General features: G+C 43.9%; 21 protein-coding genes and 2 riboswitches. Of the genes, 7 read left to right on the forward strand and 14 right to left on the reverse strand.

Annotated features, from left to right (window positions below):
- Window positions 1-178: 178 nt before the first annotated feature.
- The 3 genes from ACQKC9_RS02225 to ACQKC9_RS02235 form a co-directional block, all read right to left on the reverse strand.
- Window positions 179-1,621 carry an APC family permease gene (locus ACQKC9_RS02225; protein ID WP_427620339.1) on the reverse strand — a complete coding sequence of 481 codons (1,443 nt, stop codon included), beginning with the start codon at window positions 1,619-1,621 and terminating at the stop codon, window positions 179-181.
- Window positions 1,622-1,923: 302 nt separating this feature from the next.
- A complete protein-coding gene (gene gabT, locus ACQKC9_RS02230; RefSeq protein WP_427620340.1) occupies window positions 1,924-3,186 on the reverse strand; it encodes a 4-aminobutyrate--2-oxoglutarate transaminase in 1,263 nt (420 codons plus the stop codon).
- Window positions 3,187-3,387: 201 nt separating this feature from the next.
- The gene (locus ACQKC9_RS02235; RefSeq protein ID WP_427620341.1) at window positions 3,388-4,851 is read right to left on the reverse strand and encodes an NAD-dependent succinate-semialdehyde dehydrogenase; all 1,464 of its coding nucleotides are present in this window, start codon (window positions 4,849-4,851) and stop codon (window positions 3,388-3,390) included.
- Between the two features lie 223 nt (window positions 4,852-5,074).
- On the opposite strand from ACQKC9_RS02235, the gene ACQKC9_RS02240 reads away from it, so the two are divergent.
- Window positions 5,075-5,845: an IclR family transcriptional regulator gene (locus ACQKC9_RS02240; protein WP_427620342.1), complete on the forward strand. Its 771-nt coding sequence runs from the start codon at window positions 5,075-5,077 to the stop codon at window positions 5,843-5,845.
- Window positions 5,846-5,898: 53 nt separating this feature from the next.
- On the opposite strand, the gene ACQKC9_RS02245 is transcribed toward ACQKC9_RS02240, so the two are convergent.
- Complete coding sequence (locus ACQKC9_RS02245) at window positions 5,899-7,107, reverse strand: CaiB/BaiF CoA transferase family protein (protein WP_427620462.1); 1,209 nt, start codon at window positions 7,105-7,107, stop codon at window positions 5,899-5,901.
- A 205-nt stretch (window positions 7,108-7,312) separates the two neighbouring features.
- Window positions 7,313-8,497 carry an acyl-CoA dehydrogenase gene (locus ACQKC9_RS02250; protein ID WP_179799224.1) on the reverse strand — a complete coding sequence of 395 codons (1,185 nt, stop codon included), beginning with the start codon at window positions 8,495-8,497 and terminating at the stop codon, window positions 7,313-7,315.
- Window positions 8,498-8,673: 176 nt separating this feature from the next.
- On the opposite strand from ACQKC9_RS02250, the gene ACQKC9_RS02255 reads away from it, so the two are divergent.
- Complete coding sequence (locus tag ACQKC9_RS02255; RefSeq protein WP_427620343.1) at window positions 8,674-9,501, forward strand: IclR family transcriptional regulator; 828 nt, start codon at window positions 8,674-8,676, stop codon at window positions 9,499-9,501.
- Between the two features lie 73 nt (window positions 9,502-9,574).
- On the opposite strand, the gene ACQKC9_RS02260 is transcribed toward ACQKC9_RS02255, so the two are convergent.
- From ACQKC9_RS02260 to ACQKC9_RS02275, 4 genes are read right to left on the reverse strand one after another with little or no spacing between them, the layout of a single operon-like run.
- Window positions 9,575-10,567, reverse strand: coding sequence for a hypothetical protein (locus tag ACQKC9_RS02260; protein ID WP_427620344.1), 993 nt, complete (start codon window positions 10,565-10,567; stop codon window positions 9,575-9,577).
- Window positions 10,568-10,585: 18 nt separating this feature from the next.
- Window positions 10,586-11,590: a hypothetical protein gene (locus ACQKC9_RS02265; RefSeq protein ID WP_427620345.1), complete on the reverse strand. Its 1,005-nt coding sequence runs from the start codon at window positions 11,588-11,590 to the stop codon at window positions 10,586-10,588.
- A gap of 35 nt (window positions 11,591-11,625) precedes the next feature.
- Complete coding sequence (locus ACQKC9_RS02270; RefSeq protein WP_427620346.1) at window positions 11,626-12,447, reverse strand: hypothetical protein; 822 nt, start codon at window positions 12,445-12,447, stop codon at window positions 11,626-11,628.
- An 18-nt stretch (window positions 12,448-12,465) separates the two neighbouring features.
- Window positions 12,466-12,666, reverse strand: coding sequence for a hypothetical protein (locus ACQKC9_RS02275; protein ID WP_427620347.1), 201 nt, complete (start codon window positions 12,664-12,666; stop codon window positions 12,466-12,468).
- 267 nt (window positions 12,667-12,933) lie between these two features.
- Here ACQKC9_RS02275 and ACQKC9_RS02280 point away from each other — a divergent pair, with 267 nt between their 5' ends.
- Window positions 12,934-14,748: an FMN-binding glutamate synthase family protein gene (locus tag ACQKC9_RS02280; protein ID WP_427620348.1), complete on the forward strand. Its 1,815-nt coding sequence runs from the start codon at window positions 12,934-12,936 to the stop codon at window positions 14,746-14,748.
- Window positions 14,749-14,820: 72 nt separating this feature from the next.
- A complete protein-coding gene (locus tag ACQKC9_RS02285; RefSeq protein ID WP_427620349.1) occupies window positions 14,821-15,636 on the forward strand; it encodes a phosphodiester glycosidase family protein in 816 nt (271 codons plus the stop codon).
- A gap of 216 nt (window positions 15,637-15,852) precedes the next feature.
- Here ACQKC9_RS02285 and ACQKC9_RS02290 read toward each other — a convergent pair whose 3' ends face one another.
- The 5 genes from ACQKC9_RS02290 to ACQKC9_RS02310 form a co-directional block, all read right to left on the reverse strand.
- Entirely contained in the window at window positions 15,853-17,070 is a 1,218-nt protein-coding gene (locus ACQKC9_RS02290) for a globin domain-containing protein (RefSeq protein ID WP_427620350.1), read from the reverse strand.
- Between the two features lie 311 nt (window positions 17,071-17,381).
- Window positions 17,382-18,605, reverse strand: coding sequence for a vWA domain-containing protein (locus ACQKC9_RS02295; protein WP_427620351.1), 1,224 nt, complete (start codon window positions 18,603-18,605; stop codon window positions 17,382-17,384).
- A gap of 146 nt (window positions 18,606-18,751) precedes the next feature.
- Window positions 18,752-19,615 carry an AAA family ATPase gene (locus ACQKC9_RS02300; protein ID WP_427620352.1) on the reverse strand — a complete coding sequence of 288 codons (864 nt, stop codon included), beginning with the start codon at window positions 19,613-19,615 and terminating at the stop codon, window positions 18,752-18,754.
- 299 nt (window positions 19,616-19,914) lie between these two features.
- A complete protein-coding gene (locus ACQKC9_RS02305; RefSeq protein ID WP_191113871.1) occupies window positions 19,915-20,511 on the reverse strand; it encodes a hypothetical protein in 597 nt (198 codons plus the stop codon).
- Window positions 20,512-20,772: 261 nt separating this feature from the next.
- Window positions 20,773-21,093, reverse strand: coding sequence for a YcgL domain-containing protein (locus ACQKC9_RS02310; protein ID WP_057760762.1), 321 nt, complete (start codon window positions 21,091-21,093; stop codon window positions 20,773-20,775).
- A gap of 249 nt (window positions 21,094-21,342) precedes the next feature.
- Window positions 21,343-21,482, forward strand: a riboswitch (glycine riboswitch).
- A 69-nt stretch (window positions 21,483-21,551) separates the two neighbouring features.
- Window positions 21,552-21,700: riboswitch (glycine riboswitch) on the forward strand.
- A gap of 168 nt (window positions 21,701-21,868) precedes the next feature.
- Between ACQKC9_RS02310 and gcvT the strand changes: the two genes are divergently transcribed.
- The 3 genes from gcvT to ACQKC9_RS02325 all read left to right on the forward strand — a co-directional run bounded on the left by gcvT (window position 21,869) and on the right by ACQKC9_RS02325 (window position 24,662).
- Complete coding sequence (gene gcvT, locus ACQKC9_RS02315) at window positions 21,869-23,053, forward strand: glycine cleavage system aminomethyltransferase GcvT (RefSeq protein WP_427620353.1); 1,185 nt, start codon at window positions 21,869-21,871, stop codon at window positions 23,051-23,053.
- Between the two features lie 117 nt (window positions 23,054-23,170).
- Window positions 23,171-23,551, forward strand: coding sequence for a glycine cleavage system protein GcvH (gene gcvH / locus ACQKC9_RS02320; protein WP_057760766.1), 381 nt, complete (start codon window positions 23,171-23,173; stop codon window positions 23,549-23,551).
- 352 nt (window positions 23,552-23,903) lie between these two features.
- A complete protein-coding gene (locus ACQKC9_RS02325) occupies window positions 23,904-24,662 on the forward strand; it encodes a nitroreductase family protein (protein WP_427620354.1) in 759 nt (252 codons plus the stop codon).
- Window positions 24,663-24,672 lie beyond the last annotated feature (10 nt).

The raw sequence follows: 24,672 nt of genomic DNA on the forward strand, positions 1-24,672 counted from the left end.
TGCTAGTTGATTATTTAACAAAAATAATTAAGACTCTCATCTAATCAAGAAAGGATAGAAAACGACTTTAAGTAAATTATTACTGTTCTGAATGTATAAACTCATTTTTGAACAGAACAAAGACAACAAAAAAAGCCTAACGTTTGACGTTAGGCTTTTTTATTAACGATAAGTAAGTCTACTTTTTATATGGATTTTCTTTTAACCACTGCTGGTTAGCCGTTTTTAGCTCACGCAGCTCATGATCCATAATGTCTTTACTCTTACCAGGATTCTTCATCGTAGCATAACCGTACAATACCCCACCAAGTACGATCCAGCCAAGGAAAATCCACCACTCAATAGCGACAAGTGCTGATGGCATACCTGGTAGATATAGTGCCAACATACCAAGACTCAAGATAATAGTGATAATACCAACCAATTTACCTGCTGGTACTCTAAACGGACGTACCATATCAGGCTCACGGTAGCGCAGCACTAAGAATGAAAGAGCCACACAAGTATAGGCAATAACAATACCGAACCCGCCAGCATCTACAATCCACACCAGCATTTTACGACCAAATAATGGCGCAAGTGTCGCGAGACCACCGATTAATAAAATCGCATTGACGGGCGTATTATATTTCGGATGCAGTTTGCATAAAAACTGTGGCAACATGTGCGTTTTGCCCATAGCATATAGCAGACGACTACCACCGATAAGAAACGCATTCCAGCTCGATAAAATACCTAGCACGCCGCCAATAACCAGTAACGTACCAGCCCATTTACCATTCCAAGCATTGGTCATCGCATCAGCCGTTGCCAATGTTGAGTCTTGCGCTTGTAATAGCGGTAAAGTCTTGCCCACACTCCAAGCGACTGCTACATACCACAGCACGGCAATAATAATAGAGACAATCAAAAACTTACCGATGTTCGGACGAGATAGATTGATTTCTTCTGCAGCTTGGGGAATGACATCGAAGCCAACGAACAAGAACGGTACCATCACCATCACCGTCATGATGCCACCCATACCACCAATAAAGTTAGGCGCTTGTACGGTATTAGAGGTCTCAGGACTAAACATCAACGCCCCAACGAACAGCAGTATACCTACACAGAAAATACCCACGACTGCCAGCTTTTGAAACCAAGCACTGACTTCCATACCGCGTATGTTCAGCCATGTAACAATGATTGAACCAAGCATCCCCACAGCGACCCATGTGGCATATACGTCCCAGCCAGCGATATTCCAAAGATACCCTTGGCTGTAATTAGGAATGACATATTCAACAACGGTGGGCAGTGCTACTGCTTCAAAAGCAACGACGGAAAAATAACCAAACAAAATACTCCATGAGCAAATAAAGGAGACATTGACTCCTAACGCTCGATGGGTATAAGTATGCTCACCGCCAGTAATTGGCATGGAGGCCGCAAGTTCAGCATACGTCACACCAATCAATACGACGACTAGACCGCCTATCAAAAAGGCGCTAATTGCGCCCCATATACCTGCTGAGATGATCCAACTACCTGCTAGTACAACCCAGCCCCAACCAACCATTGCACCGAATGCCAGTGCAATAATATCAAAAACACCTAATGTTTTCTTTAATTCAGACATAACCTACTCCTTGTCTGTGTGTCATCCGTGTAGACCTTTCACAGTTACACTAATTTTGTTTAGTGGGATAGCACCCATTATATTTACTGTGTATGCCGTTTGGTCTTTTGTACTATTTGTCTATTATCCAAATAATATAAATAAAAAAACGGCGTCTTGACTTGCAAGGCGCCGTTCAAAAGCTCACTCAAAATGAGTGCCATGATGGCAGCCTTGCCGTTATCTTAAATACAACCTTTTAACCAAAATCATTGCTTGATTAAAAGTGGTCCATCGCTACAGTAAATGACACTCAATATTGATTAAACAGTTAGAATACCTTTGATAATATCAAGACCTTCTTGTAATACTTCATCTTCGACCGTCAATGGCACCATCACACGAATGGCATTGCCATACATACCACAAGATGCTAATAGCAATCCTTGCTCAAATGATTTTGCTTTTAGATTGGCGGCGGCGGCGGCATCAGGTTTGCCTTCGCTATCGATTAGCTCAAACGCTAGCATCGCGCCTTTATGACGGATATGACCAATGCTGCTTAGGTTCAAGCCTTTTAAGAACGCGGCGATGGTGTCACCAATCACCACACTACGCTCAAGTAAGTTTTCTTCTTCGATAACTTCCATGACCGCAAGTGCGGCCACACAAGCCAGTGGGTTACCAGAGTAAGTACCGCCTAGGCCACCGACTTGCGGCGCATCCATAATGTCAGCACGCCCAATGACCGCAGAGATAGGATAGCCACCAGCCAAACTCTTCGCAGCAGTCATTAGATCAGGCTCAACGCCTAATTGCTCAGTGGCAAACAACGTACCGGTTCTCGCGAAACCACACTGTACTTCATCAAAAATGAGCACGATGCCATGCTCATCACAGATCTCGCGCAACGCTTTGGCAAATGAAGGCGTCACCTGATGGAAACCACCCTCACCTTGGACTGGCTCAATAATCATTGCAGCGACTTCACTAGGATCGATGTCTGCTTGGAAAATCATGTCAAGGCTATGTAGTGCTTGCGCTTCTGTTACGTTCAACTCTTCTGCAGGGAACAACGCATGGAATACTGGTCCTGGCATCGGGCCAAAGTTCTTTTTGTATGGCAACACTTTGCCTGTTAGGCTCATACACATCATGGTACGACCATGCCAGCCACCAACAAAAGAAATCACGCCTGGACGACGGGTTTTAGCACGAGCAATCTTGATGCAGTTTTCAACCGCTTCTGCACCAGTGGTCAAAAAGAATGCTTTAGTATCGCCGCTGATTGGCGCTTTTTCACACAGCTTTTCAGCCAAGTCTACATAGCATTCATAGTTGATCATTTGCGCCGCAGTGTGTGTAAATTTGTCTAGCTGCTCATGGACACGTTGAGTGATTTTTGGATGGCTATGACCCGTGTTCAATACTGAGATACCACCGACAAAGTCGATATAACGCTTGCCTTCGATGTCCCAGATTTCTGAGTTCTTTGCTTTTTCTGCAAAGATAGGAAAGGCAACCCCAAGTCCTGTTGGTAAAACAGCTTTGCGGCGCTCAAGTAATGATTGATTGGTAGTCGTCATGGGAATGTCCTTTTCTGTGTTCGTAACATAAGTGCCATCTAAAGATTGGCGGTTTATTTGATGTCTGTTTTTGTACTCAGTAGATATCAAATGGTGTTTGTTTGACCCAAAACACCACAGATATCCAAAAATTTGCGCTAGTTGATGCTTTGCTAATTGTTACTTTGCTGACCATTAAGCCAACTCATTAGGTTATGGCTATTAGGTAATATCAGAGCACCAGTATTTGGTCGTGATATAGTCTTCGATACCGTATTTTGAACCTTCACGGCCAAAGCCAGACTGCTTCACACCACCAAATGGGGCAACTTCTGTAGAAATTAAACCCGTGTTATGACCGATGATTCCGTACTCAAGACCTTCGGTAACGCGCCATGAGCGGGCATAGTCGCTACTATAGAAGTAAGCGGCCAAGCCATAGATCGTATCGTTAGCAGCACGGATAACTTCTGCTTCGTCTTTGAAAGTAAATATGGTCGCAATCGGTCCGAAGATTTCTTCAGAAGCGATGTCCATATCACTGCTAATATCTGTGATAACCGTTGGATTATAAGTCAGTTCTGAAGCGTCATTGACACTACCACCAGTGACCAGTTTTGCGCCTTTATCTAGCGCGTCTTTTAGCAAGGCTTGAACTTTATCTAACGCTTTTTTGTTGACTAGAGGGCCAATATCTACGCCTTCTTCCAAACCGTTACCCACTTTTAGCTCAGCGACTTTCTTGACAAAGATATCTAAAAACTCATCTTTAATGCTGTCTTGAACGTATACGCGGTTGGCACAGACACAAGTCTGACCAGCGTTACGATATTTAGAAGCGATTAAGCCAGTAGCGGCTTTTTCTAGATCGGCGTCATCAAAGACGATAAATGGTGCGTTGCCACCCAACTCTAACGATAGTTTTTTAACAGTCGGTGCACATTGTGCCATCAACATACGACCTACTTCTGTAGAACCTGTAAATGACAGCTTATGAATACGGGCATCGCCAGTCAGGATTTTACCAATAACAGAGGACTCACCCGTTACCACTTGAATAACGCCTGCAGGAATACCTGCTTGCTCTGCCAAAGCGCCTAATGCCAATGCTGAGAACGGTGTCTCGGTGGCAGGTTTGACGATAATCGTGCAGCCTGCCGCTAGTGCAGGAGCAACTTTGCGCGTGATCATCGCAGCTGGAAAATTCCAAGGCGTGATAGCGGCGCAAACACCAACTGGCTGCTTGAGAACAACGTGACGTAGCTGCGTGCTATTAGCAGGAATCACATCACCATAGACGCGCTTGCCTTCTTCAGCAAACCAGCGGATAAAGCTGTTGGCATAGCCTACTTCACCACGTGATTCCGTCAGCGGCTTACCTTGCTCAGCGGTCATGATAATAGCCAAATCTTCTTTATTAGCATCAATGAGATCTGCCCATTTCTGTAATAGGTCTGCACGCTCTTTGGCTGTCTTGGCTGCCCAAGTAACTTGAGCTTCATGAGCGAACGCGACTGCTTTATTGACATCTTCCGTCGTGAGGCTTGGTACAGTACCAATGAGCTCGCCGTTAAAAGGATTGTCCACATCGAGGGCTTCATTGTCACTGGAGACATGCCAGCCGTCTGTGATAAGACAAGATTGTTTGAGTAGATCTGGATTTGATAACTGTAGCGTATGTGACATGTAAACGCTCCTTGTCATTTAGAGTGTATGTTTATAAGAGTGGATATAATGGTAACTATTAAATAATTATTGATAATTCATTTATTGTTCAATATACTGAACATTAATTCTATATACGAGACATCATTATAAGAACGATATGATGGGATTTGCAACCCTTAATCTCATTATTTTGAAAATTATCTTGTATTTTCTTATTTTCTTTTATTTTTATAGGTTACTTATGAGCTCGACTGCCGTGCCTGCGCTAGACAAAACATTTCAGATTTTGGACTTGATTACTGATAGTTCACAGCCTCTGACCGCGGCTCATATCGCTAAGGAACTGGGGCTTCCGCGTAGCTCTACTCACAACATATTGCAAAGTCTATTGACCAAACATGTCATTTACAAAGACCCTGAAAGTCGCTTTTATTTGGGTTCATATTTGATGTATTGGGCTGGGAAATATGAGCAACAACAAGGCGTCACCCAGTTGTTTAAAGATTTGATTGTGCAGTATCCGGTGCTTCTTCAGCACACAGTTACCTTATCCAAACTGGATTTGGGAGAGGTGGTATTTTTGGCATGCCATGAGTCGCCTGCTCCGCTTGGCTTTACCTTTCGTGCAGGTGTTCGTGTGCCTGCCGTGTTTTCTGCAACTGGCAAGGCTATGCTATCCACGTTATCTATGGACAACATCAAATCGTTATATAAAAATGAGTTTCCGACACCTATGACCCAGCATGGGGTCAAGAACTTTACGGATTTATCCGCTGAGCTTGTAGCGACTCAAAAAAGTAGGTTGTCACTCGATGATGGACAGTTGCGCGATGGGATGTATTGCTTGGGCACTTATATCCGTAATGCATCAGGCAATGCGGTCGCTGGTATGGCAGTAAGTTTTTTACAAGGAGAGTATGAATCTAAACGGGCTGAGGTCAGTGCGGTATTGATTGAATTGGCGGAGCAAATCGAGCAGCATTTAGGCTTCAATCCTAACGCTGAAAGATAGCGTTAGGATTGAATATCGGTGCAGGTCTAAAAAATATAAACCAAAAAATTCTGCTAAACAATTCCATCGGCTTTTAGCTTAGCGATCATCTCACTGTCATAACCCAAATCAGTAAGCGTACTATCAGTATGCTCGCTTAACTGCGGTGGCGGCATACGATAGCTGACTGGTGATGCGGATAACTTGATAGGGTTACCAAGTGCGCGTACTGGACTGCCTTGTGCCGCAAAATTAACAATCATGTTCCTTGCTTGCGCTTGCGGTATGGCCAAGGCTTCAGCCACGTTATGAATCGCGCCGCATGGAATACCTGCCTGATCTAGCACTTCTAGCCAATAGGCGCGTGGCTGATTAGCAAAATGCTTAGTCAGCTCACCGCACAACAATTCTCGATTGGTCACACGTGCTGGATTGGTCGTAAAACGCTCATCGGTATGCCAATCGACTGCGAGCACGGTGCAAAGTTTGGCAAACTGACTGTCATTGCCGCAAGCTAAAATAAAGTGCTGCTCGCCCGCGCCAGCAAACACTTGATACGGCACAATATTAGGATGCTGATTGCCCAACCTTGGCGGTATCTTATCGGATGCCAAATGATTCATGCCGACATTGGCCAGCATAGCGAGCGCACTATCAAGCAACGCTACATCGACGTGTTGTCCAACACCCGTATTTTGACGCGCCAATAGTGCCGCTTGAATACCAATCGTTAGCTGCAAACCTGCAAACAAATCGACCACTGCCACGCCAACTTTGTGCGGTTCGCCATCACTAGGGCCTGTGATACTCATCAGACCTGACAACCCTTGGATAATATAATCATAACCGGGGCGCGCAGCATCTGGACCTGTCTGCCCAAACCCTGTCAATGACGCATAGATCAGCCGCGGATTGGACTGTTTTAGACTGTCATAATCCAAGCCGTATTTTTTCAGACCACCGACTTTGAAGTTTTCGACCAAAATATCACTCTCAGCGATCAGCTGCTTAATGATGTCTTGCCCTGTCGGCGTAGTGATATCTACCGTCAGCGATTTTTTATTGCGGTTAATCGTAGCGTAATAAGCAGAGGTGTCATCGCTGAATGTTGGCGGTGCCCAATGACGAGTCTCATCACCGATATGTGGACGCTCAACTTTGATAACTTCGGCACCAAGATCAGCAAGTACTTGTGTGCAAGAAGGGCCAGCAAGCACTCTCGATAAATCGAGCACCTTGATACCATGCAATGCGCCCTTTGGCATATTAGCCATATCAATCATATCTGTCATGAGATTCCCTTACTCTGTGGCGTATTCTTCGATTTTCTGATTAGAAAATTGTTATTCAGGATGTAATTACAAAGTAGTTAAATCATGAATAACAACTGAAAAACGTACGCTACTGTTAATGCTCTTTTGATAAAAAGCCAAGCAGTAACGTACGTCATAAAATACAGCTGTACCAAAAATTATTAGCTAAAAACGCTTAAAAGAACGCTTGAATGCCTGTCTGTGCACGGCCTAGGATAAGCGCATGAATATCATGTGTACCCTCGTAAGTGTTGACGGCTTCCAAATTCATCACGTGACGGATGATGTGGAACTCATCAGAGATACCGTTACCGCCATGCATGTCACGAGCGATGCGAGCGATATCCAGTGCCTTACCGCAGTTATTACGTTTAATGAGTGAGATCATTTCAGGCGCTGCGTTGTCTTCATCCATCAGACGACCGACACGTAGCGCTGCTTGTAAGCCCAAGGTAATTTCTGTCTGCATATTGGCAAGCTTCAACTGCACGAGCTGCGTTGCCGCTAGCGGACGACCAAACTGCTTACGATCGAGCGTGTATTGACGGGCGGCTTTCCAGCAGAATTCAGCCGCACCCATCGAACCCCAAGCAATACCGTAACGGGCTTTATTTAAGCAGCCAAATGGTCCTTTTAGACCACGGATATCTGGGAAAGCATTGGCTTCAGGAACGAATACTTTGTCCATCACAATCTCACCCGTGACTGACGCACGTAATGAGAACTTGCCTTCGATTTTCGGCGCAGACAATCCTTTCATGCCTTTGTCTAAAACAAAACCTCGAATCTCACCCGCATCGTCTTTTGCCCACACGACAAACACGTCTGCGATCGGACTGTTGGTGATCCACATTTTATTGCCCGTCAACTCGTAACCACCATCGACGGCGCGCGCACGCGTTGACATCGATGACGGATCTGATCCTGAATCCGGCTCAGTCAGACCGAAGCAGCCAACATACTCACCTGTGGCAAGTTTAGGCAAATAACGCTCTCTTTGCTCTTCTGTACCATACGCCCAAATAGGATGCATAACCAAGCTTGACTGCACGCTCATCGCTGAACGGTAGCCCGAATCAACGGCTTCCACTTCTTTGGCAATCAGACCATAGGCGACACTTGATAGACCTGCACAGCCATAACCTTCAATCGTGACGCCTAGCAGACCCATTTCACCCATTTGACGCATGATATTACGGTCAAAATTCTCATTGCGATTGGCCTCGATAATGCCAGGCATCAGCTCTTTTTGAAAAAACTGACGCGCGCTGTCGGTGACCATACGCTCTTCTTCAGTGAGCTGGTCACGTAGTAAAAAAGGATCTTCCCAATCAAAGCGTGGGCTAGTAGATGTTGCCATGTGGATCTCCTTGGTATCAGTCATCCTGACTGACGAATAGTGTTTAATACATCATTTGGTCTAACAAGTCATTGACTTCATTATTCCGCTGTGCGAAACTTAGTTTCATAATTTAAAACCATTTAACCAAACTTTCACTGCGCTGTAAACCTTTATCAAAAAAAGATGAGTATAAAATGACAAAACCCTTATCAACAGCTACTCCACTACTCGAACGCATGCATGCAACAATGAGTCAAAACAAGGAAGAGAATGACCGACAGTTTGTGACGGCATTGGGACGGGGACTGATCATACTGGCGGCTTTTGAGCATCATGAGCGGCTCACCCATCAGCAGCTATGTCAGATGACCGAACTGCCAAAAGCAACCATTACTCGCCTTATCCATACTTTGACCACGCTTGGGTTTTTACGTGTCACTGAGTACGGACAGTATCAATTGGGCAGTAGTGCGGTACGCCTAAGCGCGACCGCATGGAGTCGTCACGATATGGTAGCAGCAGCTGAACCACTATTACGTCAGTTCGCTAGTGAAAACGAAGTATCTGTGAATTTGGCAACCGAAGTCGAAGGAGAAATGCGCTATCATGCCTGCTGCCGTAGTCCTGCTCGTCTATCGGTCAACTTACAGGTTGGCTCCGCTGTACCTGTCGCACGCACTGCTATCGGACGTGCTTTTTATGCGGCAAGCTCACAAGCAAGACAAGCGGTCATCATTAATAATCTCCAAGATAATTTGTCTGTTGAAGAATATAACGATGCGCAAACCGCCCTAGCCAGCGCGGCAGAGCATTATGAAAAGTATGGCTATACCGTGTCTGATGGGGAGTTTTCTACTGACATATTGGCAGTCGCGGTTGGGGTCTATGATGTCGCAACAGGACAATATGCTTATTCGCTTAATGCCAGTGTACCAAGCGCTAATTGGGAGGCGGACGACTATGCGGAAATGATAGTGCCGAAATTGCAAACGTTGGCGGAGCAGATTGGTGGTGGGATTTAAAGCAGTAATATGGTGAAGATATAAGCCTTCTAGCCAGTCATAATTTTTCTATTGATATAGACTAAAGGACTGGTTAATTGGCTGGCTCTTTAGCGTCCAGTACCCACACCGCATCATGCCCGACAAAATACGTATGATGGTCCGCCACTTCTATGTTATAGACATGGTCTTCATAAGGATTGGGGCAGACATCGTTATAGCGTCGCATCTGCTCGTGAATACTATCTTCTGATAATCCTGTTGCATCACCATATTTATCAATAGTATATAGCGCTATTTCATGAGACTTTTTATTGGTAATCTTATTTTCTCTTACTATCCTACCTTCATACATTAACGGAGCGTTTACAAACTCAATATAACGCTCTAAAGAATGAGCGGACGGAGTCATATCTTGAACTAAGCGGACATTCAATGTTTTATAAAGATCAGAGTCTATAATAAAGGGTGCCTTTTCATTGATGAGCAACTTGGCATCAGAAGTTTGCAGATTGACGGTTTTGATTTCTTCTTTGAACGCTTCTTCTGTATTGGCTAAACTAACAAACTGATAGCCATCATCCGTAAATTTCACAAACTGAATCAGGCCATCTGTTTCCCACATATCATGCTCTTCGATACTTTGAGTATAAGCACAGCCTTCAGGAAAATTGGGTAAGGTGCGTACAGGGATAAACGAATAATCATCAAGCGCAATCGTATCACCATGAGCAGACGTTAGATATCCAGATGGCAAACGCGCCGCCGATAGCCATTCACCTTCCTTATCTTCAGGCTGGCGAGTTACCCAAAATGGATGATTACTGGTACATAAGATATAGTTTCTACCTTTTTCACCTTGCTCGGCTACCGTTTCGTTAAAGTATTCAACTTTAAAGATGCTTTCCTTTTTCGGGGATGTAAACGTACTTATGACAGGCTGATACTCTATGTCACCACGACCACTTTCAAACTTGGAGAGCACAGGCTTTGATAAAACTAAGTCGCCCACTTTAATATCCTGAATCGGTACTAACCCTTTATCCGTATGTACCAATGTACCTGCGACAAACCCTGAATTGGTCATTATTTTTCCTTTTTATTATTATAGGTTGGCTTGTGTCAAATCATGTACCCAAACGCCATGCTTGCCTACGAAGTAGGTATACGTGTCTGCGACTTCGATATTATAAATCGTGGTTTCATAGTAGGTATATGCTTCACCTTTTTCATCGTCAATAGCTTGCTCTTCTTCTGTCATTGCATTATAGTCGTCCCAATTTTCATTTATGTAGCTTCCATTTTCGTTAAGCTCAAAGCGTCCCATAGCATGATTATATATATCGCTTTCTATAAGAAGCTTGTCTTCACATAACATACTCATCGTAGGGTCGGCAGGATCGAATATATAGTGCTCTTCGTTATCAAGATACATGCTACTATCAATAGCTCTCGGATGTTTACCCACTATTAATGGTATATCTCCCCTAAAATCGACTATTTGACGATAACCCGATCTTCTTCTTGACCAATAATCTGCACATACGGCTACATTGGGCACATTAGTTCTTAAAAGGGGTGTCGGTACGCCAAAATCAACACTTTCCATAGGTATGTTTAAGAAGTTAACTAATCCAGTATCTATCCATGCGCCACATTTCGATAAATCGTGTATACTCAATATATCTTTAGCGGGCATCCATCCATACTGTTCTGTCCAGAAAGGGTGGTCTTCTGAACAATATAAAGCAGCCTCATGTGTTGAAGGTCTCGCTTCTCCTTGTGGATATTCATCACGTAAACCATACTCTTTTAGCGCATCCTCAAAAAACCCTTTAATAGCTAAGGCATCATTGATATTTGGATTGTCCGCAATAGCTTTGTTAATGTTGTCTAAACTTAAAATGCGTGGTGGAGAAAAACTCATACGCACTACCTTCTTCTTCTCTGGTGACTCAAATGTACTGGTAACAGGTTTATACACCAGCTCACCGTTCGGGTTATGCTCATCACGAGACAATACCCTATCGCCCACTTTAATATCCTGAATGGGCACTAGACCTTTATCCGTATGAACGAGCCTACCTGCGACAAACCCCGAATTGGTCATTAGCTTTCCTTTTACTGTTTTTATTATTGATGCAATTAGTTATTTGAACTGGCATCATGCACCCATAGTCCTGCTCGACCAATGAAGTAGGTATGGTTGTCTGCCACCTCAAAATTATAGACAGTTGCCTGATATAAAATATGTTCACCTTGCGCGTTGGTCAATTGATTGAACATACGCATGGTGCCTCCATTATCTTCAATATGTTGACCCAAATAGCCTTTCTCCTGATAAAAGCTAATGTCATTAACATATCCCATACCCTTATATTCTACTTCGCTGTAGTCGAGCATGTGCGCTTCGGCATCTTGTACATAATCATCGTAGTAGTCTTCATGATAATGCTTTTGATACCAGTAATAATTTGGATTGAATTCTAGATTATCATTAGCGACTTGATAGGTAGGTTGCACACGCTCAACGGTATACATTACCCCATCGGTATTCACAGCAATCTCATACTGCTGTAGTTCATCCACACGTTTAAAGTGAGGCTGGTCATAGAACTCAATGTCCGCCTGTGGATTCTCCATAGCACCGACTACCCAAACAGGGTGATTGGGCGTCGCTAGAAAATGACTAATGGGACTAGCTGACTTGTATGTTTGATAATCAACCATCTCTCGATCTTTATTAAACTTCTCAAGATTTTTCTCTAAACGCACGATCCACATCTCTTTGTCTTCATGCACAAAGGTCTTAACCACCGGCTTATACTCTATGTCACCACTACCGTCTTCAGGCTTGGAGAGTACAGGCTTTGATAAAATGAGGTCGCCGACTTTAATATCCTGAATCGGTAATAACCCTTTATCCTTATGAACGAGCGTTCCCGCGACAAATCCTGAATTATTCATATCCTCTCCTTTTTAATATTATTGCTTTAACCCATCAAACCTCAGCCCAAACTTTAGCAGATACTTACGCAGTCGGTCGCTGTCGTTATTGCTTTTTAGCTGATTTCTGGAGTTGGCATACAGATAGCGCCCAGCCGCCGCTTGGTTTTTATGGTTGATACAAACCTCAATCACATATGCCAATTGCACCGCATCAAACGGATCAATAGTTGTCAGCATGTCTTCATTAAGATATTTTATTAAAATATTATGGCTACGCTGCTCGATGGTTTTGCTGTTTAAAGTAACATATGGGCTATTTTTAATCACTTTATTGCATATACTGTCATTACTTATTTCCGTAATCGAACTAATGCCGCTCTCAACAAAAATGATTCTGACCACACTGTTACCCATTGATACCGACGTGATGACGTCATGCGTGTATGATGTACGCGACAAATGTAAGCATTTTATTTATATCAATCATTACTATTGAGCCTCGCTATGCCTGAATCTCGTACCAATCTGAACCCTGAACCCAAAACCAGCTCGCCGTATTTTATCGGATTATTACTTCGCTATAGCACGTTTGGCGCGGCGATTTTAATTCTGTTAGCGGGTTTATTATTGGTAAGTTGGTGGCTGATTGTTATCGGTGGTTTGGCCGTAGCGCTTGGTATTTATGATTTGATTCAGTCGAAGCACGCGATATTGAGCAACTACCCTGTCGCTGGACATATCCGCTATGTATTGGAAGACTTTCGCCCTGAGATTCGCCAGTATTTGCTTGAGGACGATAAAGAACAAGTACCGTTCTCACGCCAGCAGCGCGCGCTAGTCTATCAACGTGCTAAGAACGTTAGTGACACCAATGCCTTTGGTACGTTGGATAACCTCTATACTCATGGTAAGGAGTGGTTTTTGCAATCTACCATCAGCGCACCACTAGAGAACAAAGACTTTCGAATCATGGTCGGCGGTGAGCGTTGTCAGCAGCCGCACGATATGTCGGTATTTAATATCTCTGCGATGAGCTTTGGCAGTCTGTCAGCCAACGCCATCATGGCACTCAATCAAGGCGCAAAACTCGGCGGATTTACTCACGACACGGGCGAAGGCGCGATCAGCCCTTATCATCGTAAGTTCGGTGGCGATTTGATTTGGGAATTGGGTACAGGCTATTTTGGTTGCCGTGATAATGATGGCAACTTTGATCCACAGTCTTTCGCTGAAAAGGCCATCGATCCGCAAGTTAAAATGATTGAAATTAAGCTTTCACAAGGCGCTAAGCCTGGTAAAGGTGGTGTCCTTCCCTCTAGCAAAATCACGCAAGAGATTGCGGACACACGTCAAGTACCTACGGGTCAAGACTGTATCTCGCCCTCTTCGCATACCGCATTTAGCACCCCACGCGAGTTAGTCGCCTTTTGGCAGCAGCTACGCGACCTATCCGGTGGCAAGCCAGTTGGCTTTAAGCTATGTATTGGTCAGCCATGGCAGTTTATGGCGATTGTCAAAGCGATGATAGAGACGGATAACTATCCTGATTTTATCGTTATCGATGGTGCAGAAGGCGGCACAGGTGCAGCGCCCGTCGAGTTCATGGACAATGTCGGCATGCCAATGGTTGAAGGGTTTTTGCTCGTACATAATACTTTAGTCGGTGCAGGCATCCGTGACAAAATTAAGCTTGGCGTCAGTGGCAAGATCGTATCAGGCTTCGATATCGCGCGTATGATTGCGTTAGGTGCAGATTGGTGTAACTCGGCACGTGGCTTTATGTTTGCGGTTGGTTGTATTCAGTCGCGCTCTTGTCATACCAACACTTGCCCGACAGGTGTGGCAACCCAAGATCCATATCGTCAAAAGGCGCTTGACGTCCCTAGTAAGGCTGAGCGTGTTGCAAGTTTCCACAAAAACACGCTAAAATCGCTTGCCAGTATCGTTGGTGCAGTCGGTTTACAGCATCCAAGCCAACTACAGCCTTATCACATTGCACGTCGTTTAGAAGATGGACAAATAAAACTGCTGTCGAAGTTCTTTTATTTCACCGATAGAGGTGCATTACTTGATCAAAGTGCCCGTGCAGACGTGTTTAATCAGATGTGGGTGATGTCGACAGCGGATAGCTTCCTTGCCGATAATGATGCATTGATTGCCTACAATAAGGACTCGCGAGATACAGGCAAACAAACGCAAGCGCCAACTTTAAAAGCAGGCGATCAAGCAACAAACGATCAAGTAAACAATAATACTACTGGTATCATGATGGGTAATGTTAATAATACCTTTCGCGACTTTCCACCTAGCAGTGAGTAAGCATTAGCGATTCATCATCGGTGAGCCATGACTACTGATATCTCTTTCCTTATGATAAAAGACCCATAATTAATGCCAAGTTTTTCTCATACTTTACCTTTATGCACAGTCGCCCTGCTCTCATTTAGTATCAGCGCTTGCCAGCCAATAGATACTACTGCCACGCATAGCGACACAGAAGACTGGTCGTGCCAGTCTCAGAATGCACCATTTTCTTACAATGCTTGTAGTATCAAAGCGGAAGCATTGACTGATGGACATTACGCATTAAAGTTGTTTTGGCAACAGTCTGAGAGTGCGCAACCCTTGCTAACTTTTGATAATTTGATGTCGACATTACCAAGCAATCAAGCGCTTAGCTTTGCCATGAATGCGGGTATGTACAATAAAGACTATGCACCGATTGGCTATACAGTCATAGAAGGCAAAGAACTCAAATCGCTAAATACAAAAGAAGGTGGTGGTAATTTTCATCTATTACCTAATGGCGTTATGTGGTGGGACAAAGCTGGCAACGTGCAAATCACCGAAAGTAATGCGTTAAATGATCAGCTAAATAACGGTGATGTGCAGCCTTGGTATGCGACGCAATCGGGTCCTATGCTGGTCATCAATAACGAGATACATCCACAGTTCAACCCTGACAGCAGCTCAATCAAACTGCGTAATGGTGCAGGCGTTTGCCGTGATGGCAGTATACAGCTCGTTAATAGCGATGAGCCTGTGACCTTTTATCAGTTTGCAGAACTATTTAAGAATGAGCTGGGTTGTTCAAACGCGCTGTTTTTGGATGGTGGTATTGCCTCAGCGTTGTATGCGCCTAGTATCGATAAGCAAGATAAAAAAGAGATGGGCGTGATGATTGGATTGGTTGAAAAGAAAGAGTAATGTACCTTGATACTCTTTCTTTTCAACTAAGATTAAAAAAGCACTTAGCGTGATTATTTCATGCTAAGTGCTTTTTCATAAACGTTTATTTCGAATATTATAGTCAAAGAACTCTAAAGTGGGTACAAGGTAGCCGACTGCAGATTGTATAAATAGTACATCTAAGGAGGGTAACGACGTAGCGGCTTAGTAGTTCACCGACTATATGTTAAAAACTTAACCACCCAAGCTCATTTTGGGGCCAAACGGTTCGTAGTGAACGCTATCGACACCATGATCTAATGCTACTAACCCATCAATCATACTCTCCATAAACGGCATCGAGCCGCACACATAGATATCGGCAGGCTTAGGCAAGGTAGCAAGCCATGTCTCATCTAATATCTGCCCAGACTCAAAGTAGAATATATGCTTTTCTACAGTCTCAGCCTTAGCAAGTAATGCCTCTACCTGATCAGAAAAAGCATGATGAGCGACATTTTGACATGCATAAACCCAAATAATAGGTCGTTTAGGATTGGCTAATACTTGCGCTTCTAGCATAGACAGTACAGGCGTAACCCCGACTCCTGCACTCATCAACACCAATGGAATCTCATTCTGATGTACCAAATCTTGATTGAGCGCAAAGTCACCAGCTGGCGCTGATAATAAAACCGTATCACCGACTTCTAGTTGATCATGCATATAGTTAGAAACCAGCCCATGATGCGCATTACGGTTGTCACGTCGAACCGCAAACTGAATGCCCGTATCGGTACTAGCAGAGTACAAAGAATAATGGCGCAAGGCTATATGGTCGCTGTCTTTTGGGTCTGTTTTTACTGTGATATATTGACCAGCAGTTAAGGTTAACTTGCTTAAATCAATCTCTTGAGTGTTTGCTGAATCATTGCCTGTTTTGTTCTCACTCTTATCGACTGGTACCACGGTAAAGGCTGCGATATCTGTAGCGACTGCTTCTTTTTTAGTGACCTTAAACGGTGCAAACCCCTGCCACATTGCTTCTTCATACATGCCATGTTCAATTTGGATAAACACGGAGGCAATTTCATCATAAGCTTCTGTCCAAGCGTTAATAATGTCGTCAGTGACTGCCTCTCCTAGCACTTCTTTTATCGCCCCAATTAAATGCTTGCCGACGATAGGATAATGCTCAGGCAATATCTGTAACGCTCTATGCTTATGGCTAATCTGAGTCACTTGTGGCAATAGCGTAGCCAGTTTGTCCAAGTGCTTGGCAGCGGCTAATACTGTCGTTGCTAGCGCCGTCTGCTGTCTTCCCAATTTTTGATTGGTTTCATTAAAAATATCTAACAGCTCAGGATGCTCATTAAACATATTTTTATAAAACACAGTGGTAATCGCAACGCCATGCTCTTCGAGTACAGGAACAGTTGCGGTGACGATTTCTAACGTTTTTGGTGAGGCCATGTTGTTTCTCTTAGTCATTAACTTCATTGGTAAATTGAGATGTTAAAAATAATCGGTCTAAACTGGCAATAATGAGCAGACCTTTTTACAGTGGTCATCAAAATTTTTAACCGCCCAATTCGGAAGATTTATAACATTCATTTAAAATGAATGTTAACACACTTTATTAGGCATACCAATATAGGATGACTATAGAACCTATTTGCATCGACAAAAAAACAGCCGCTATGATGTCATAACGGCTGTTGTTATAAGGATTTAAGCTGTGTTAACCGACTTTATTTATTTATCAATCGGGCTGAATATCAAAATTACCGTGCCATATATTGAGTCATTTCTTCCACACCATGCAAGGTCATCGGATACATTTTATTCTCAAACAGCTTTTTGATCTCAACGATGGTTTGCGTATATTGCCAATACGACGGGTTTTCAGGATTGAGCCAAGTTACTTTGTCAAAATGCTCCAGTACGCGCTTCAACCATACGATGCCCGCTTCATTATTCATATACTCTACGCTGCCGCCTACTGTCATCAGCTCATAAGGCGACATCGATGCATCACCGACGAAGATAACACGATACTCTCGGCCATATTTATTGAGCAGCTCAAACGTTGGCATCGGTGCACTATGGCGACGATTGTTGTCCTTCCACACATAGTCATACAAGCAGTTATGAAAATAAAAGAACTCTAAGGTTTTAAATTCATTTTTTGCCGCAGAAAATAGTTTCTCAAGCGCTTCGACATGGACATCCATACTGCCGCCTACATCAAACAACATCAGCACTTTGACTCGGTTTCGGCGCTCTGCCTGCATATGTATATCGAGTACACCCTTTTTTGCCGTACGCTTAATCGTCTCATGAATATCAAGCTCGTCAGCACTGCCAGTCCGCGCAAACTGACGCAGATTGCGTAGCGCCATTTGAATTTGGCGAGTACCGAGCTGATTGTCGTCATCGAGATTGCGATATTTACGCTGCTCCCAGACTTTTGCTGCGCTACGTTTGCGCGACTCACCGCCGACGCGTACGCCTTCTGGATGGTCACCATAGGCACCAAACGGCGAAGTGCCACCCGTCCCTACCCATTTACTACCACCTTGATGACGCTCTTTTTGTTCTTTTAACCGTTCCTCTAACGCCTTCATCAGCTCTTCAAGCGAGCCGTACTTTTTCAGTAATCGTCTTTGCTCTTCGGTTAGATTTTTGGAATCGAGCTTTAAATCTAGCCACTCTTTGGGCACGTCCGTTAGCTTGGCTAATAGCTCATCCATATCGAGACTATCGACACCTTCAAAATAATCCGCCATGGCTCGATCGAACTTATCAAAATGGCGCTCGTCTTTGACCATGCACAGTCGAATCAGCCGATACATATCTTCGCGGCTGGCAAAAGTAGTCAGTGCTGGATCTTCAGGATGCGACTGCATCATCAGCCCTTTATCTAACGCGGCATTGAGATCAAGCAGCTCGCGCGTACTGACTGGCACGCCGTAAGTACGCAAGGTATAGAATAGTTTGATAAACATAAGAGTCGTATCACTTATTGGCTGATATTATTATCTGGTGATATTGCTGATATCATTAATTGGTACAGGTACAGGTTGAGCGCTTGCGTTGACTTTTACATCAGATATTGGATATAAAAGGTTAAAGCTAACGCAAGCTGCAAACATTAACGACGCATCATATTGGCAAAACGCTGTAATAAACTCACATCGGCCTCGTTTTTGAGCAACGCACCATATAGAGGTGGAATAGACTTCTCGCCGCGCAGATTTTCTTCTAGCTCGTCCTGAGCCATATCATCAGCAAGCAACAAGGTTAACCAATCAACCAACTCAGACGTCGATGGCGGCTTTTTAAGACCTTGAATACCGCGCAGCTTATAGAAAATATCCAATGCATCATTGACCAGTTTTTCTTGAATATCTGGAAAATGCACTTCGATAATTTGGCGCATGGTTTCTTCTTCTGGGAAGTCAATATAATGGAAGAAACAACGACGCAAAAACGCGTCTGGTAGCTCTTTTTCATTGTTTGAGGTAATAATAACTACTGGACGCTGCGCCGCAGTAATAGTCTCGCCCGTCTCATAAACATAAAAAGACATCTTATCAAGCTCATGTAGCAAGTCATTTGGGAACTCGATATCGGCTTTATCAATCTCATCAATCAGTAGTACGCTACGCTCTGTACTGGTAAAAGCGTCCCACAGCTTACCCGGTTTAATATAGTTGGCAATGTCATAAACCTTGTCATCACCCAACTGTGAATCGCGCAGGCGTGATACTGCATCGTATTCGTACAGTCCTTGTTCAGCCTTAGTCGTCGATTTGACGTGCCAAGTAATCAGTGGCATACCCAAACTCTCAGCAACTTCTTCGGCAAGTAATGTCTTACCTGTGCCAGGCTCACCTTTGATCAGTAATGGCTTTTGTAAGGTCATAGCGGCATTTACGGCCAGTTGCAAATCATTGGTAGCAATATAACTACTGGTACCAGTAAAGTTTTGCTTAGTATTGTCAGCTGTGGTCATAATCAGATCTCGATTGTTGTTATAGATAAATTGTTATAAATGGATAGGTCTAAAACATAAATGACTAATAACGAATAAATTGGTAAAGAATAAATTAGATTAGCACAGCCTGATGCATTGCCAAAATACTCATGCGTTCGCATTTATTAACAATTGTTATGTACAGTTCATAGTGAGCTATTATCTATATGCCTAGTAAACAATCTGGCACAAAAAAAGACACGCAATGGTGTCTTTTTATTCAGGTATCAAATAACTTTTAAGACAATAATTTTGTCTCAACGCCTAGCCTATTTTTATTACTTGTCAGATGTATCGTTAGCCATTTTTTTAGCCGATGTACTGTCTTTTTTTAAGCTCACGTTAGTCTCAGGCTGTTCGGTTACGGTAGCGCCTTCTGGCAAATAACTGCCTGTGGTCATTTGTAACGTTGCCTGTGTATCTTCTGCGCTGCGACTGCGGGCTTTGTCCAAGCTAGATGCAAATGCGCTGCGTATCAACTGCCATACAAAACCAACAAACAACCCTGCGACCAGTATCACCAATATCGGCAACATATTGGCAACCGCGCCTGCGTAATCTTTCATCATCACAGCATAGACGACGCTAATACTGGCTGGTGCAAGCTCGCTCGGATCGCCAAGTGCAGTACCTGGTGCTAATAATACTGCAAACAGAACCATCCAGCTCATACCGCCCAATGGCTTTGGCAGTACACGAGCAACGAGTATCCATAACACTAGTACCAAAACAGCACCGCCCAGATAAGCATACATCGGCAAATCAGCGGGCGGGACATCCTTTACCATTTGGCCCCACCAAATGGCAATCTCACCGAGAATGTCACTGATAGACTCTAGCGGTAAGCTATGTAAGATATTTTTTAACCAGTCCATGCGTGTTTATTTACCTGCGTTTATCGCCGGTGACACAATCTGTGTCTAGCGGTATATGTGCGTTCTGTAGAACCAGAATGAGGCCAACTACATAATGAACTTATGCATTATGTAGGCTTGTATGTACCTTGCGTAGGGTGTCAGTTTATCACGACTCTCTACTCAAATGCATGTGAGCAAGTGTGTCGTAGGTTTTTATTGACGCCGTTTTTAAGGTAGCGTATTGATATTTCCTACCACACTCACTTGCTGACAAACCTATTAATTATAGATGCTGTCCTGCGATTCACGAGCGCGCAGCTCTGCTTGGCGGCGCATCACATCTTGCGGCGGCAACTGCACAAAGTAGCCTTGAGACTGTAGTTTTGCCAGTACTTCTTCTTTATCGACACGAGCGAGCTTATCTTTAGTTGATAAGTCCAAATGCATGACGAACTTACTACGGCCTAAACCTGCACGGAAATCTTTTGGTAATACACCAAGCCAGTCTTTGATTTCATCAGTATCATCAGGATAATCAGGACGCGCAATGTAGATATACATGTCGTCATGTTTGGGAAATTTATAAATATCGCAATGCATAAAAACCACCTATCAGAAACTATGGGCGTAGGTTAGCATATTTCAGGCAAATACCAGTAGTCGCTTTGCGTTTTGCTATCGTAATTTTTGTCAAAACACACAGATAAAACGCTGATATAAGCGATAAAAATATCGTTGTAAAACATAACCTATTTCATAGACTGCCTTATCAAAACATCATTTTTGCCAAATTTATTTATTTTAATGGCCTTGATGACTTGTAAAAGCGCTTTGAACCTTTCATAATAAAAGCGTTTTTCAGGAGAGAGTTTATCAGCATCTTTTTTGTATTGAACCCTATTGGTTATACAACTATCGCAATTGCTAGATAACCACCGAAGGCGCATCCACCCTGCCAATCGCTCAGGTAAAAGGACTGAAAAACGCATGTCACTGTTGTTTGATAATGTTTAGTAATATGGCGCTAATAGCGCACTACTTTTTTATCAAACATAAGGCATAACAAATCTGGAGAGTGGTAAGAACGGACGACGTCTTACCCACCGAAGGGGAGAAAATACGCTATCATCGACGATAGGGCTCATATAACTGCCCAAGAATGATGATTCGTGTTGAAAATCTCAGGTCACAGGACAGATAGGGCTTTAGCTCAAACTGACGTATAGCGTCTGTTTGGCTTATGTCTTCATCTTTGCTTTCTGTGTCACCCTTTGATGTGATATTTGCACCTTGCAATATTGCTTCTTGCTACTTTTACGTTGCGCATCACTCCTTACTCTGCCGAGTACGACTGATGTACACATAAGGATTTGTTATGACTGATACCCATTCTCAAGACATCACTTCTCAAAACCAAGCCCCTCAGCGCACCCCTTTTTACCAGTCTCATATTGATAGTGAGGGCAAACTGGTCGATTTTTCTGGTTGGGAATTGCCCATTCATTACGGTTCACAAATCGAAGAGCACGAAGCGGTACGTACAGATGCAGGTATGTTTGATGTCTCACATATGGTTGTGACTGATATCAAAGGCGCTGATACCAAAGCATGGCTACAAAAACTGCTCGCAAACGATGTCAACAAACTCACTACCGCTGGTAAAGCGCTGTACTCTGGTATGCTCAATGAGCAAGGCGGCGTCATCGATGATTTGATCGTCTACCTGATGAATGCAGAAGAAACTGAGTACCGTATCGTCTCTAATGCGGCCACTCGTGACAAGGATTTAGCACAGTTTAATAAAGTCGCTGAAGGTTTTGACATTACTATTACCGAGCGTCCTGAGCTTGCGATGCTTGCCGTTCAAGGTCCAAATGCTATTGCAAAACTGGCTCAAGCCAAACCAAACTGGGCAGATACCTTAGTAGGGCTAAAACCTTTCGTTGGTGCTGACTTGACCGATATCGAAGGCACCGATTGGTTCGTGGCTCGTACTGGCTATACTGGTGAAGATGGCGTCGAAGTCATTATGCATGGCGATGATGCCCCGGCTTTCTTTGAGCAGCTAAAAGCGAATGGCATCCAACCTGCTGGTCTTGGCGCACGTGATACCTTGCGTATGGAAGCTGGTATGAACCTTTATGGCCATGACATGGACGAAACCATTAGCCCTTATGAATGTAACATGGGCTGGACGCTAGCGCTCAAAGACGACCGTGCCTTTGTCGGCCGTGAAGCATTGGTCAGCAAACGTAAGCAATCAAAAGAAGACAACACCGCTATGAAGCAAGTGGGTCTGCTATTGACCACGCGTGGCGTATTGCGTGAAGGCATGACAGTGACTATCAATCAAGGCACTGATAACGAGCAAACTGGCATTATCACCAGCGGCACATTCTCCCCTAGCCTAAAAAATTCAATCGCGATTGCCCGTGTGCCTGCCAGCTTATCAGAAGATGACAGCGTACAAGTCGATCTACGCGGTAAAGGTAAATTCGTCGATGTACGCGTACTGAAGCTACCTTTTGTCCGTAACGGCAAGCAACAGTTTGACTCTTAGGTCTTATAAATTCTATCATTAGAGCGCGTTGTCATTTTGCACGCAATTATAAAAATGACGATACGCCTAGCCTCCATTATTTTTGTTAATTAACCTCTATCACTTAGGAGAGAGACCATGAGCAACATCCCAGCAGAGCTAAAATATATTGCGAGTCACGAGTGGCTACGCCTAGAAGACGACGGTACGATCACTGTTGGTATCACTGACCATGCTCAAGATCTATTGGGTGATGTGGTATTCGTTGAACTGCCAGATGTGGGCGATATCATCGCTGTTGATGACGAAATCTCAGTTGTTGAATCAGTAAAAGCGGCTTCTGACGTTTATGCACCTATTTCAGGTGAAGTGATCGCTATTAACGAAGCACTAGAAGATGATCCTGAAATCATCAACTCTGACCCATACGGTGAAGGTTGGTTCTTCAGAATGAAGCCTGACAACATCGCTGACTACGAAGCACTAATGACTGCTGACGAGTACGAAAGCGACTTATAAGCTAAGCACGTAAGCTAAGCATGTTCTTGTAAAACATTAGCACTTGTAAGACTTTAGCTCGTACAAAGCACTAGCTCCGACTAAACATCATAGATACTGGCAGCAGCTGGTATCTATACTCTCTATTTAAACGATTTAAAAACCTTTCTTATGAAAAGTATTGACTCATTGACCATGCTTGTTATTTGAAAGTAGCTTTATATATAGATCTCCAACAATCATTATCGTCCGATGTTATTGCTCTCAAGCGTTATCTCATTGACTCGTATTGATCACCTATTCGAATCCCAATGAATACGTGCTATCAATAACGACGCAAACTGATAACCCAATTCTCAGCATGGATCCTAATATGAATGCCAACACCGATAATAAAGACCCCATTGCCACGCCAGATCATACGCCGCAGCTACAAGCCTTTCGCGATATCGTAGAGTCACGCCGTTCCGTGCGCCGTTTTACTGACACACCTATCCCTGATGACGTATTGGCAGACTGTCTGCGTTTGGCCATGCTAGCGCCAAACTCTAGCAACCTACAGCCGTGGGAATTTTATGTTATCGATGATGCTGACAATCGCAAACGCGCCGTCAAAAACTGTATGAATCAAAACGCAGCAAAAACATCAGCCCGTTTGATTGCCATCGTTGCTCGTACTGACGTTTGGCACGATCACGCTAAGCAAGTATTGCGCGAATACCCTGATCAGCCAGTGCCTAAGAAAGTAAAAGACTACTACAACAAAGTCGTCACGATGGACTTTTTGCGCGGCCCAGCCAACGTGGTTTCGGCTGCAAAATGGGGTGCAACGCAAGTGGTCAGACGCGTAAAGGGCCCAATCAAATCGCCTTATTATACGTTTGAAGATACCAAAAACTGGGCAACCAATAACACCGCACTTGCCGCTGAAAACCTCATGCTAGCACTACGTGCTCATGGGTTTGATAGCTGTGCCATGGGCGGCTTCGATGAGCCTGCTATGAAGCGCCTACTAGGCTTGGGTGACGATCAGCATATCATTATGATGATTGGCGCAGGTGAACGTGCTGACAATGGCGTTTACAACACCCAGTTCCGTTTTGATCAAACACAGTTTGTGCATTACGTATAACGTACCGCTC

The organism is Psychrobacter sp. NPDC078409 (genome assembly GCF_050268505.1).
Taxonomy (GTDB): Bacteria; Pseudomonadota; Gammaproteobacteria; order Pseudomonadales; family Moraxellaceae; genus Psychrobacter.